Below are 13,183 nucleotides of genomic sequence, written 5' to 3'. Positions count from 1 at the left end.
TCACCGGCTCGCTCCACATCGGCCACGCGCTCGACAATACGCTCCAGGACATCCCCACCCGCCGCGAGCGGCTGCGCGGCAAGGACGCGCTGTGGGTGGTCGGCACCGACCATGCCGGAATCGCCACGCAGATGGTGGTCGAGCGGACCATCGCCGGGCAGGGGCTCAAGCGGCAGGAGCTCGGGCGCGAGAAGTTCCTCGACATCGTCTGGGACTGGAAAGAGACGTCAGGCGGGGCGATCACTCGGCAGCTCCGCCGGCTCGGCGCGTCGTGCGACTGGAGCCACGAGCGCTTCACCATGGACCCGGGCTTCTCGAAAGCCGTGGTCCACGTGTTCGTCGAGCTGTGGAAGCGGGGACTGCTCTACCGCGACAAGCGCCTCGTCAACTGGGATCCGAAATTCCAGAGCGCGATCAGCGACCTGGAGGTCGAGACGAAGGACGTCCAGGGCAAGTTCTGGCACCTCAAGTATCCGCTCGCGGACGGCAGCGGGTCGATATCGGTCGCGACCACGCGCCCCGAAACGATGCTCGCCGACATGGCCGTCGCGGTGCACCCGGAGGACGAGCGCTATCGCCACCTGGTCGGCGCGAACGTGAAGCTGCCGATCACCGGTCGCCTGATCCCGATCATTACCGACGAGCACGCCGACCCGGAGCTCGGGAGCGGCGCGGTCAAGATCACGCCCGGCCATGATTTCAATGACTTCGACGTCGGCGTTCGCGCAGGGTTCAAGCCCGCCGACATGCTCAACATGCTCGATGCCGAGGCGCGGATCGTCCAGACGCAGGACGGCCTCGTCCCCGCCGAGCTGATCGGCATGGACCGCTTCGACGCCCGCAAGCGCGTCGTCCAGATGATCGACGAGGCCGGTCTCCTCGAACGCGTCGAGGACCGTACGATCCAGACGCCGTTCGGCGACCGCTCCGGCGTCGTGATCGAGCCGTGGCTGACTGACCAATGGTATGTCGACGCGAAGACGCTCGCCGGCCCCGCGATCGAGGCGGTCCGCTCGGGCACGATCAAGGTCGTGCCGGAAACGTGGAAGAAGACCTATTTCAACTGGATGGAAAACATCCAGCCCTGGTGCGTCAGCCGCCAGCTCTGGTGGGGCCACCGCATCCCGGCCTGGTACGCCGACGACGGCCGCGTTTTCGTGGCCGAGACAGAGGAGGAAGCCCAGCGCGAAGCCGGCAACGTCAAGCTCCGCCGCGACGAAGACGTGCTCGATACGTGGTTCAGTTCGGCGCTCTGGCCATTTGGGACGCTGGGCTGGCCGGAAGCGGACGAGGGAGAACAAAAAGCTCCGTTCGTTTCGAGCGAAGTCGAGAAACGGCCGACCGCGGAACAGCGCTTCTCGACTTCGCCCGAAGCGAACGGAACAGGGGGTTCATCTTCTCTCCTGGCCCGCCACTACCCCAACGACGTCCTGATCTCCGGCTTCGACATCCTGTTCTTCTGGAATGCGCGGATGATCATGCAGGGTTTGCACTTCATGAAAGAAGTGCCATTCAAGACCCTGTATCTCCACGGCCTTGTCCGCGCGCCGGACGGGTCGAAAATGTCCAAGTCGAAGGGCAACACGGTCGATCCGCTGGGCCTGATCGACAAATATGGCGCCGACGCGCTGCGCTTCACGCTGGCGGCGATGGAAAGCCAGGGCCGCGACATCAAGCTCGATGAGCGCCGCGTCGAAGGCTATCGCAATTTCGCGACCAAGCTGTGGAACGCCACGCGCTTCTGCCAGTCGAACGGCATCGGCGCCTCAGCAACGCTGGAGCCGCCCGCCGCCACGCTCCCGGTCAACCGCTGGATCGTCGGCGAGACCATCAGGACCGTCCAGCGCCTCGATCTCGCCCTTGCCGACCTGCGCTACGACGAGGCCGCGAACACCATCTACCATTTCGTCTGGAGCCAGTTCTGCGACTGGTATCTGGAACTGATCAAGGGTGCGGTGGATGAGGAGACCAAGGCCGTCGCCGGCTGGGCGCTCGACCAGATCCTGGTCATGCTCCACCCGTTCATGCCGTTCATCACCGAGGAACTCTGGCACGCGCTCGGCGAGCGGCCGTACGACCTGATCGTCGCCAGATGGCCGATCGCCGACGCCCGTGCGATCGATCCGGAAGCGGGCAGGGAGATCGACTGGCTTATCCGGCTGGTGAGTGAAGTCCGGAAGGTTCGAAGCGAGATGAACGTTCCTCCGGCAGCTCGCACCGAGCTTTGGCTCTATGCAGAGCACAAAATGGAAGGCCTGCAGATTTCTACTCCGGTGCCCACCCCGCTTATAGAACGATTGAGAGCGGCGGGTCCGTCGCTGCATCGATTGGCCCGACTAGACCGCTTGGTTGTGTTGAATACCGGTTCGGCGCTCGATTTCAGAACCGGCGAAGACCTAGATCGCACCGAAATGACGTCAGATGCGAAAGGCGCGGTCAGCCTCGTGGTTGACGAAGCAAGTTATATGCTCCCGTTGGCTGACGTCATTGACCTCGAAGCCGAACGGGCGCGCCTGTCCAAAGCGATCGCCGCGGCGGAAAAGGAGCGCGATTCCCTCGCCGGCCGCCTCGCCAATCCCAGCTTCGTCGAACGCGCCAGGCCCGAAGCGGTCGAAAAGGCCCGCGCCGACCATGCCGAAAAGGCCGCCGAAGCGGATCGGCTGACTGCGGCGCTCAAACGCTTGGGATGATCGTCACCCCGGACTTGATCCGGGGTCCACCTTCTTCTGCTAGACAGGTGGATGCCGGATCGAGTCCGGCATGACTGAGGTGTGAGCGAATCGCGCTGTCCTACATCCGCGCATATGTGCAAAGGGCGCGCTGGGGCGGTCAGGGGGCACGGAGCCATTCGTCGTCTCCTACGTAGTGCGAACATTCGCGAACATTCGGGGCGGAGATCAATGGCGCGTGAGAATCCCGCAAATCGCCGCGACCTGACCCAAGGGCCGATCGGCTCGACTTTGCTTCTGTTCGCGTTGCCGACGCTCGGCTCGTCGGTGCTCCAGTCGCTGAACGGCTCGATCAACGCGATCTGGATCGGCCAGATTCTCGGCGAAAAGGCGCTGGCGGCGACCACCAACGCCAGCCTGGTCATGTTCCTGCTGTTCGCAGCGGTGTTCGGCTTCGGCATGGCGGCGACGATCCTGGTCGGCCAGCATATGGGCCGCCGCGATGTGGATGCCGCGCGGCGCGCGCTCGGCACTGCGCTCGGCCTGTTCATCGCGCTGGCCGCGGTGACGGTGACTGCCGGCTGGATCTTCGCGCCCGACCTGCTGCGGCTGCTGAGCACGCCGCCCGACGTGTTCCCGCTCGCGCTCGCCTATCTGCGCGTCATCTTCCTCTTCATGCCGGCCAGCTATCTGACCGTGTTGCTGATGATGGGGCTGCGCGGCACCGGCGACTCGATGACGCCGCTCTATTTCATGGGGCTGAGCGCGGTGCTCGACGTGGCGCTGAACCCGGTCTTCATCCTCGGGCTCGGTCCGGCGCCCGCGCTCGGCATTCAGGGATCGGCGGTCGCGGCCGTGATCGCCGGGCTGATCGGCGTCACCGGCATGGTCGTCTTCATCTACGCAAAGGACCTGCCGATCCGGCTGCGGGGTCGCGAATGGCGCTATCTGGTCTGCGACCGGGCACTGCTGAAGCGGATCGTCGGCCTCGGCATCCCGATGGGCTTGCAGATGATCGTGGTGTCGACTTCGGCGCTGGCGATGATCGGTCTGGTCAATCAGCAGGGGACCGAAACCACCGCGGCCTATGGCGCCGCCAATCAGCTCTGGACCTATATCCAGATGCCGGCGATGGCGATCGGTGCGGCCGTCAGCGCGATGGTCGCGCAGAACATCGGCGCCGACCGCTGGGACCGCGTCGCCCAAATCACCCGCGCCGGCGTGTGGATGAACATCCTGATGACGGGCGTGCTGCTGGGCGTGCTGATCCTGCTCGACCGGCATGTGCTCTGGCTGTTCCTCGGCGACGACGCGGACGGCATCGCGATCGCTACCCGCATCCATCTGCTCGCCAGCTGGAGCTTCCTGCTGTTCGGCGTCTCGATCGTCCTGTCGGCGACGGTGCGCGCGAACGGCGCCGTGATCGGCCCGCTGGTGATCCTCGCCATCGCGATGTTCCCGGTCCGCTTCGGCTTTGCCTATGCGCTGGAGCCGAGCTGGGGCGGAGACGCGATCTGGTGGAGCTTCCCGCTCGGCTCGGCCGCGTCGATGCTGCTGACGATCGGCTATTACCTGCACGGCGGCTGGCGCAAGCAGCGCCTCGTCGGCCCGCCCAGCGCTGCCGAGGCAGAGGAACGCACGCTTGCCGATGCCGACGCCACGGCGAAGATGAACCCGGTCGGCTAGCTTCGGGGTGCCGCCACCTCGATGATGCCTTGCGCGACGCGTGCGGTGCAGGGGGTGTGGGCCAGCACTTCCCCGTCGATGGAGATGGGGAGCGGCGGCTCGGTCACGATGCGCAGCTCGGCGCCGTGGAATTCGCGCACGGTACGCTTCCTGGCCCTGAGCCGCAGGATGCTGGCAAGCCAGCTCCAGGCCAGCCGGTGCCGCGACTCGCCGACGACCGCCTGGACGACGATCTCGCCGCTGTCGAGCCGGGCATCGTCGACCAGCTCGGTGCCGCCATGGAAGCGGCCGTTGGCGATGCGCACCTCGACGGCGTCCAGCGTTTCGTTGCCGACCGTCAGCCTGAACGGCCGGAAGCGCAGGAACTGGATCGCCGCCCAGCCGAGATAGCCGACTCGCCCCAGATACCGCTTGAGACCATGCGGGATGGTCTCGGCGATCAGCGGCGACATGCCGATCGCTGCCGCATTGGCGAAATAGTCACCGTCGATCATCCCCAGGTCGATCCGCCGCCGCTCGCCGGTCGCAATCACCTCGATCGCGCCTTCCAGCTCCAGCGGGATGCCAAGCGTGCGCGCAAAGCTGTTGGCGGTGCCCAGCGGCAGCAGCGCGAACACTGTGTCGTGCGCCACGAAATCGTCGACCGTGGACGACAGCGTCCCGTCGCCGCCGCCGACGATCACCATCGGCGGGTCACCCGCCAGCACGCGGCGGATCGTCGGCCGCAGTTGCTTCGGATCGCGCACCGCATGCGCTTCGCTGAGCTCGATCCCGCGCGCCTTCAGCAGCCCGCACGCCTGGGCGAACAGGTCGCGGCCCTTGCGCGACCGGGCGTTGACGACAAGGGCGGCGCGATCGGGAAGCTGTTTCACTGGCATCCGAACGCCGCTTCGGGCTAGTCGGGCGCATGCACAATGCATCTTACCCTGCGCTCCGCCTGCGCCGCACTCGCGCCTCGGCCTGGAGTCGTGCGCTGCACGCCGAGACCGCCCTCACGCCCGCCGATCTGATCTGGCCGCTGTTCGTCGTCGAAGCGGAAGGCATCGAGCAGCCGATTGCTACCATGCCCGGCGTTTCGCGCTGGTCGGTCGACCGCATCGTCGACCGCGCCCGCGAAGCCCGCGATCTCGGCATTCCCTGCCTTGCGCTGTTCCCCAACACGCCCGAGCCGCTCCGCACCGACGACGGCGGCGAAGCGCTCAACCCCGACAATCTGATGTGCCGGGCGACCCGGGCCATCAAGGATGCGGTGCCGGAGATTGGCGTACTGACCGACGTTGCGCTCGATCCCTACACGGCGCACGGCCATGACGGGCTGATCGACGCGGCCGGCTATGTGCTGAACGACGAAACGAAGGACGTGCTGGTCCAGCAGGCCCTGAACCAGGCCCGCGCGGGTGCCGATATCATCGCACCGTCCGACATGATGGACGGCCGCGTCGCCGCGATCCGCGAAGCGCTCGAGGGCGAGGGCTTCGCCAACGTCCAGATCATGTCCTACGCGGCCAAATACGCGTCCGCCTTCTACGGACCGTTCCGCGATGCGGTCGGCTCGCGCGGCCGCCTGCAGGGCGACAAGAAGACCTACCAGATGAACCCCGCCAACGCCGAGGAAGCGCTGCGCGAGGTCGCGCTCGACCTGGCCGAAGGCGCGGACACGGTGATGGTGAAGCCCGGACTGCCCTATCTCGACATCATCCGGCGCGTGAAGGAGCGGTTCGAAGTGCCGGTTTTCGCCTACGCCGTCTCCGGCGAGTACGCGATGATCGAGGCAGCCGCAGCCGCCGGGGCAGGGGACCGCGACGCGCTGGTGCTGGAAAGCCTGATGTCGTTGAAGCGCGCCGGCTGCTCGGGCGTGCTTACCTATCATGCGCCGCTCGCGGCAAGGCTGCTGGCGCGTTGACCGACCGCGCGCGACTGGAGGCACTCGCCGAGGCTGCGCGGCCGCTCGAACCGGACGCGGGAGAGCGTGCGTCGTTGATGGCCGCCGTCCACGCGCATGCCGAGCGCTATCTGGCGGCGCTTCCGGAGGCACCCACCTATCGCACCGGCGCGATGAACGCTCCCGGCTTCCCGGACCTCCCCATCAGCATCGATAAGGCACTGGGTTTCGTGTCCGATCAGGTCGAGCAGCGCGGTATCGCCACAGCGTCCGGCCGCTTCATGGGCTATATCCCCGGCGGCGGGCTGTTCCATTCTGCGCTGGGCGACTTTCTCGCGGACGTCTCCAACAAATATGCCGGCTTCGCTTCCGCCGCGCCGGGTGCCGTGCGGCTGGAGAATGCGTGCGTGCGCTGGCTGGCCGATGTGGTCGGCTACCCAGCTGAAGCCGCGGGCGCGCTGACGTCGGGTGGTAGCATCGCGAACTTGTCGGCGATCGTCGCCGCCCGCGACGCGCTGGACCCGGACGGCGGCGGCGCCGTTTATGTCGCGCCGACCGCGCATCACTGCGTCGACAAGGCGTTGAAGATCGCCGGCCGCGGGAGCGCGCCGCGCCGGATGCTTGCGCTCGACGCGAACCACCGCATCGCGCTGGACTCGCTCGAAGCTGCGCTGAAGCAGGACCGTCGCGAAGGGGTGCGGCCCTGGTTGGTCGTCGCCTCGGCCGGCACGGTCGACACTGGCTCGGTCGATCCGCTGGACAGCATGGCCGATCTCTGCGCCCGCTACGGCGCCTGGATGCACGTCGACGGCGCCTATGGCGGCCTGTTCATGCTGTGCCCTGAGGGGAGGGCAGTGCTTCGCGGGATCGAGCGGGCCGACACGCTCGCGGTCGATCCGCACAAGACGCTGTTCCTGCCTTATGGCACGGGCGCGGTGCTGGCCCGCGACGGGCGCAACCTGCGCGCCTCATTCAGCGCCACGGCCGATTACCTGACGCCGTTCGCGGCGCTGGAAGACGTCTCGCCCGCCGATCTGTCGCCGGAACTGACCCGCCATTTCCGCGCGCTCAGGCTCTGGCTGCCGATCCAGCTCGCGGGCCTCGACGCCTTCCGCGCTGCCCAGTCGGAGAAGATCGGCCTCGCCCGCTACATGCACGCGCGGCTGTCGGAGCTGCGCGGCTGGGAAACCGCTGCGCCGCCCGACCTGTCGGTGTTCGCCTTCCGCTATCGGCCGGCGAACGGCGATATCGACGCCTTCAACGAGCGCCTGACGAAGCGGCTGCAGGACGAAGGCCGCGTGTTCATGAGCTCGACCCGCATCTATGGCCGTTTGCATCTGCGCGCGGCCATCCTGTCGTTCCGCACGCATCTGGAGCATGTCGACGCCGCTATCGACGCGCTGCAGCACGCGGCGCAGGCGCTGGAAGCGGAGTAGGGCAGTGGCGACCGCGGTCGGCGCGATCGAGGCGGCGGGGAGCGGCGAAAGGCGCCGCGATCTCGGCCCGCTGTTCGTTGGCACGATCTTCGTCGGCTCGTTTCTGCTGTTCCTGGTGCAGCCGATGATCGCGCGGATGGCGCTGCCCAGGCTCGGCGGCGCGCCGGCGGTCTGGAACAGCGCGATGCTGGTCTATCAGGCGCTGCTCCTGGGCGGCTATGCCTATGCGCACGGTCTCGCGCGGCTGAACGTCAGGACGCAATCGGTCGTCCATCTGATCCTGCTGGCTGCCGCTGCGCTGCTGCTGCCGATCGGGCTGATCGGCCGCACGCCGTCCGCAACCGCGTCGCCTGCCTTCTGGGTACTCTGGCTGCTGCTGCTGTCGATCGGGCCGCTGTTCTTCGCCGTCGCCGCGCAGGCGCCGCTGATCCAGCGCTGGTATGCCGCTGCGACCGGGGGCCGGGACCCGTATCCGCTCTACGCCGCGTCCAACCTCGGCAGCTTCACCGGCCTGCTCAGCTATCCGCTGCTCGTCGAGCCGCGGCTGCCGCTGGCCGAACAGAGCGCGCTTTGGACCGGCGGCTATGTGCTGCTGGTGGTGCTGACGCTTGCCTGCGCGGCCGTGCTGCCGCGCGCGGGACTTGACACGTCGGACGCCGGCTACACCGCCGAAGCGCCGCCAACTCTGCGCCGCCGCCTCTGGTGGATTGCGCTGGCGGCAGTCCCTTCCGGGCTGATGTTGTCGACGACGACCTATCTGACCACCGACATCGTCGCGATCCCGCTGATGTGGGTGATCCCGCTCGGTCTTTATCTGCTGAGCTTCACGCTTGCCTTCGGGCAGCGCAGCGTCGTCGCGCTGATCTGTCGGCTATCGCCGCTGATCCTGGTCGCGATGGGCGGCTTCGAGGTTCAGAATTCGCCGCGCATGCCGTTCTTCACCGCCGGCGTGGAGCTGGCGCTGCTGTTCGCTGTCGCCGTGACGCTGCACGCGCAGATGTACGGGACTCGGCCGGCTCCGATCTACCTGACCGGCTTTTACCTGTGCATGTCGATCGGCGGCGCGCTGGGTGGCCTGTTCTCGGGGCTGATCGCGCCTCTGGTTTTCGACTGGACCTACGAGCATCCGCTGTTGATCCTGGCGGCGGCAGCGCTGGTGCCGCAGGCCTTCCTGTTCGATTGGACCGAGCGGCTTTGGAACAACCGCCGGCGGGCGGCCTTGCTGACGGTCCTGATGCTGGTGCTGACGATCGCGATCGCGGCGGTCGCGATCGAGCAGCCGTGGCGGTGGATGTGGGGTCATGCGACCTGGATCGGCGCCGGCGCAATCGGCGTGCTGACCTTCTTCTGCATCGGCAAGCGGGTGCCGTTCCTGATCGGGCTTGCCGGCATGATCCTGGTGTTCGGGGGCTATGACGCGATCCGCCTTTCGCTGACGCCGAATGCGCGCTTCCGCAGCTATTTCGGCGTCTACACGATCCGTGACGAAGGCGACACACGCACGCTTGCGCATGGCACCACGTCGCATGGTCTCCAGATCCTCACTCCCGGGCGCGAACGGGAGCTGACCAGCTATTACAGCCCGTCGTCCGGCGTCGGCCAGGCGATGCTGCTGCTGCCCGAAATCGCCGGCCCGCAGGCGCGCGTCGGTGCCGTCGGCCTCGGCACCGGCACGCTTGCCTGCTATACGCGCCCGGGGCAGGACTGGCGCTTCTACGAGATCGACCCCACGATCGCGCATATCGCGCGCGAGACGGGGAAGTTCACTTACCTCGCCCGCTGCAATCCGGATGCGAAGATCGTGATCGGTGACGCGCGGCTGTCGCTGGCCGGGGCGCCGACCTCCAGCCTCGACTTCCTCGTGCTCGACGCCTTTTCGTCCGATGCGATCCCGATGCACCTGCTGACTCGCGAGGCGTTCGCCATCTACGGCCGCGTGCTCGCCCCGCACGGCATGTTGCTGGTCCATATCTCGAACCGTTTTCTCGATCTTGAGCCGGTCGTGGCGGCGGCGGCGAGGGACGGCGGCTGGCTGGCCGCGGAATATGACGATGCGGTCCCGCCCGGCAGCCCCGACTATCGCTATCTCTCCGCCTCCAACTGGGTGCTGATGACCCGCGATCCGGCAGTGCTGGGCGAGGTGATGGCCGGCGCGCCCCCGGACGGCGCCTGGCGCCCGTTACAGCCCGATCCGGGCTTTGCCGGCTGGAGCGACGACTACGCGACCATCCTGCCGCTGGTTAAGGTGTTCCGATGAGCTTCGCGCATCAGACCGCCCGCCTGACGCTTCGCAGCTGGCGCGACGAGGACGTCGATGCCTTCGAAGCCGCCTGCAACACGCCGGCGGTCACCCGCTATCTGGGCGGCCTGCAGACGCGTGAGCAGATCGAAGCCGCGGCCGCCCGCATCCGCGCCTGCGAGGCCCAAAACGGTTTCTGCTTCTGGGTAGTGGAGCGGCAGGCGGACGGCGCATTTCTCGGTTTTTGCGGGCTGAAGCCGATGCGCGTCGACAATTCGCCCGAGGCACTGGTCGACCAGCCGGAAATCGGCTGGCGCCTGCGCGAGGATGCCTGGGGGAAGGGCTATGCGAAGGAGGCGGCGACGGCCGCGCTCGGCCTCGCCTTCGGACGCTTCGCGCTGGACCAGGTCTATGCGATCACCATGGCGGAGAACGCATCCAGCTGGGGCCTGATGCGCCGCATCGGCATGACCGCGCGGCCGGACCTCGACTTCGACATGCCCGGCTATGGCCGGCACGTGACCTACAGGATCGGGAGCGACGAATGGACGGGGTGACCCTGATCGAAATCCATGGGCGTGGCCCGCGCATCCACGACAGCGCCTTCATCGCACCCGGCTGCCGGCTGATCGGCGATATCGAGATCGGGCCGGACGTCAGCATCTGGTACAATTGCGTCTTGCGGGCCGACGTGAACTTCATCCGCATCGGCGCCCGCACCAACATCCAGGACGGCAGCGTCTGCCACGTCGATTCGCCGCGGCCCGGCACGCCGGAAGGGCATCCGTTGATCATCGGCGAGGATGTGCTGATCGGCCATATGGCGATGGTTCACGGCTGCACGCTGGCCGACCGCAGCTTTGTCGGGCTCGGCGCGATCGTGATGGACGGCTGCGCGATCGACAGCGAAGGCATGCTGGCCGCCGGGGCGATGCTGACGCCCGGCCGCCGCATCGGTCCGCGCGAGCTCTGGGCCGGCCGGCCGGCGAAGCTGATGCGGGAGCTGACCGAGGCGGAAGCTGCCGGCAACGCGGTCGGCGTGGCGCACTATGTCGAAAACGGCCGCGCCCACCGGGCGGCGATCAGCGGACGATCCGGGTCCTGAGCCGTTCGAAGTCGCGCTGCTGGGCTTCGACCATCGCCTGCACCTGTGCGTCGGCAGCCTGAAGTTCCGACAGGCCCACGTCGCTGCCGGTCCGGACCCGCTCCGCGATCAGCGCGTCCAGCTCCGCCAATGCTGCGGTCGAGGGCGCCCGCTCGCTTTCCAGTGCGCTCAGCAGTTCCTGCGCCACGACCCAGCTTTCGCTGCCCTCGGCTCCGGCGGCGGAAGCGGCACTGTCCGCCTTCGGCAGCAGTGCCGCAAAGCCGGTCTGGCCCGCCTGCGCGCGCTGGAGGAGAGCATCGATCTGCGCCTTCAGCGCAGCGTCGGCGGGCGCCGGCGGAGCGACCTGCCGCACCGGCTCGCTCAGATCGCGGTCCTCGATCGGCCGCTTGGCAAGCGAGGGGCCGATACCCGCGCTTGAGCAGCCGGCCAGCATCAGCGAAACAAGGAGAAACAGGCGCGTCATCGCCGCCTCGCCTAGGTCGTTCGATTGATGGCCGCAATGGCCTTGCATCTGCCGAACGACCCGCCTATGTCGCCGCTTCCCGCGCGCCCGTAGCTCAGCTGGATAGAGCATCAGACTACGAATCTGAGGGTCGGACGTTCGAATCGTTCCGGGCGCGCCATTTTTCAAATGCTTAGCTCGCTCGACGAGTCATTTGTCCGCCTTACACATCCCTTGCACAGCGCGAGGAGAGGGATCGTAGCGGAGAATGAACTCATGCTCGAATCAGCGACTAAGCACAGCCTTTTGGGCGGCAAGCTCCACGTCTACCGTCGCGAGAACAGCGGCAAGTGGCAATGCTCCACGTATTTGGTCGGGAAGAACCACCGCGCCTCGACCGGCACCGATAGCCTCGCGCTTGCCAAAGACTTTGCGGAGGATTGGTATCTCACGCTTCACGGTAAGGTCAGGCGGGGCGAGGTGGTTGCGGAGAAGACCTTCAAAGAGGCAGCCAAGGTATTCGAGCGCGAATACGAGGTCATCACCGAGGGCCAGCGCAGCCCAGCATATGTGCGGGGCCATAAGGACCGCATTCGCCTACACCTAAACCCGTTCTTCGGCTCAAAGGGGCTGTCGCAGGTCGCGCCAGGGCTGGTGCAGGAATATCGCATCCATCGGCGGCAGTCTGCGCGGCCACCCGCGCGCACGACACTGCATCACGAGCTGGTCACGCTGCGGCAGGTGCTCAAGACCGGCGTGCGCCACGGCTGGCTCGCCGGGGTCCCGGACCTAACGGCGCCCTATAAATCATCAGGCAAGATCGCGCACCGAGCGTGGTTCAGCCCCCGGGAATACAAGGCGCTCTATGAGGCCACCCGCAAGCGGGCCAACGACAAGAAGAACCACAAGCGAAAGGCCGCCGCCCAACTCCACGACTACGTGCTCTTCATGGCGAACACAGGGCTGCGGCCGGACGAAGCCGCGAAACTTGAATACCGGGACGTGGAAATTATTGATGACAAAGATACTGGTGAGCGCATTTTGCTCATCAGTGTGCGCGGCAAACGCGGTGTCGGCTACTGTAAGAGCACGCGGGGAGCTGTGCGACCGTTCGAGCGCATCCGCGAGCGCTACACGGCCAAGCCCAAGATACCGGAGACAAAGGCAGTCCCGCCCAAGCCCACAGCCCGAGTTTTCCCCAGCCGGCAGCATGGTATGCTGAACAAGGTGCTAGAAGAGGCGGGGCTTAAGCTCGATCGCGAAGGCCAGCGCCGCACCGCATATAGCCTACGTCATAGCTACATCTGCTTTCGTCTTATGGAAGGAGCCGACATTTATCAGATCGCGAAGAATTGCCGCACTAGCGTCGAGATGATTGAAAAGTTCTATGCGGCGCACATTCAAACTACGCTGAATGCAGCTGCAATCAAAATTCTACGCCAACCAAAAAGATTTAAGAGTAGCTGACAATCTCAAAAATGTGGATAGATTGCAGAATCGAAAATTCGAAAAGAAAGGCGTATTCAACAAATTGATTAGCCGCCACCAATATTCTAACCCAAAAAACGAAAGGACTACACCAAGATAGGCCTTAGACGATATCTAGCCGAGTATATGAATACACCATGTCCAAGAAAACTAGAAACTCGATTATTCTCTACCTGATAATAGCTGCTATTCCTGTTTGGTGGACGGTGCGGACATCGCCTATCGCAACTGCATAC

Annotated in this window: 10 protein-coding genes and 1 tRNA gene; 9 read left to right on the top strand and 2 right to left on the bottom strand. The window is 66.1% G+C overall.

Annotated elements, in window-relative coordinates; all coding sequences use genetic code 11:
- Both VFT73_RS12565 and VFT73_RS12560 read left to right on the top strand, forming a co-directional pair.
- On the top strand, positions 1–2,690 hold a 2,690-nt coding region (locus tag VFT73_RS12565; RefSeq protein WP_326411624.1), incomplete at its 5' end, for a valine--tRNA ligase.
- Between the two features lie 210 nt (positions 2,691–2,900).
- Positions 2,901–4,355, top strand: a complete 1,455-nt coding sequence (locus tag VFT73_RS12560; RefSeq protein ID WP_326411622.1) for an MATE family efflux transporter — start codon at positions 2,901–2,903, stop codon at positions 4,353–4,355.
- Here the strand turns inward: VFT73_RS12560 and VFT73_RS12555 are convergent.
- Positions 4,352–5,233, bottom strand: coding sequence for a diacylglycerol kinase family protein (locus VFT73_RS12555; RefSeq protein ID WP_326411620.1), 882 nt, complete (start codon positions 5,231–5,233; stop codon positions 4,352–4,354). The two genes, VFT73_RS12560 and VFT73_RS12555, sit on opposite strands and share 4 nt — an antisense overlap.
- 29 nt (positions 5,234–5,262) lie before the next feature.
- Between VFT73_RS12555 and hemB the strand changes: the two genes are divergently transcribed.
- The 5 genes from hemB to VFT73_RS12530 are packed head-to-tail and all read left to right on the top strand — an operon-like array spanning position 5,263 to position 11,017.
- Complete coding sequence (gene hemB / locus VFT73_RS12550) at positions 5,263–6,258, top strand: porphobilinogen synthase (RefSeq protein ID WP_326411618.1); 996 nt, start codon at positions 5,263–5,265, stop codon at positions 6,256–6,258.
- On the top strand, positions 6,255–7,673 hold the full coding sequence (locus VFT73_RS12545) for a pyridoxal phosphate-dependent decarboxylase family protein (protein ID WP_326411615.1): 1,419 nt from the start codon (positions 6,255–6,257) through the stop codon (positions 7,671–7,673). Before hemB ends, VFT73_RS12545 begins: the two co-directional genes overlap by 4 nt.
- Positions 7,674–7,698: 25 nt before the next feature.
- Entirely contained in the window at positions 7,699–9,930 is a 2,232-nt protein-coding gene (locus VFT73_RS12540; RefSeq protein WP_414712825.1) for a spermidine synthase, read from the top strand.
- Entirely contained in the window at positions 9,927–10,469 is a 543-nt protein-coding gene (locus VFT73_RS12535; RefSeq protein ID WP_326411611.1) for a GNAT family N-acetyltransferase, read from the top strand. The genes VFT73_RS12540 and VFT73_RS12535 overlap by 4 nt, the downstream gene beginning before the upstream one ends.
- The gene (locus VFT73_RS12530) at positions 10,457–11,017 is read left to right on the top strand and encodes a gamma carbonic anhydrase family protein (protein WP_326411609.1); all 561 of its coding nucleotides are present in this window, start codon (positions 10,457–10,459) and stop codon (positions 11,015–11,017) included. The genes VFT73_RS12535 and VFT73_RS12530 overlap by 13 nt, the downstream gene beginning before the upstream one ends.
- On the opposite strand, the gene VFT73_RS12525 is transcribed toward VFT73_RS12530, so the two are convergent.
- Entirely contained in the window at positions 10,995–11,480 is a 486-nt protein-coding gene (locus VFT73_RS12525) for a hypothetical protein (RefSeq protein ID WP_326411607.1), read from the bottom strand. The two genes, VFT73_RS12530 and VFT73_RS12525, sit on opposite strands and share 23 nt — an antisense overlap.
- A gap of 83 nt (positions 11,481–11,563) precedes the next feature.
- On the opposite strand from VFT73_RS12525, the gene VFT73_RS12520 reads away from it, so the two are divergent.
- Both VFT73_RS12520 and VFT73_RS12515 read left to right on the top strand, forming a co-directional pair.
- Positions 11,564–11,640, top strand: a tRNA-Arg gene (locus tag VFT73_RS12520).
- Between the two features lie 95 nt (positions 11,641–11,735).
- On the top strand, positions 11,736–12,926 hold the full coding sequence (locus VFT73_RS12515; RefSeq protein WP_326411604.1) for a site-specific integrase: 1,191 nt from the start codon (positions 11,736–11,738) through the stop codon (positions 12,924–12,926).
- Positions 12,927–13,183: the final 257 nt, after the last annotated feature.

Origin of the sequence: Sphingomonas sp. (genome assembly GCF_035758555.1) — a bacterium.
Classification (GTDB): domain Bacteria; phylum Pseudomonadota; class Alphaproteobacteria; order Sphingomonadales; family Sphingomonadaceae; genus Sphingomonas_B.
This window is presented reverse-complemented; position numbering and strand designations above follow the sequence as displayed.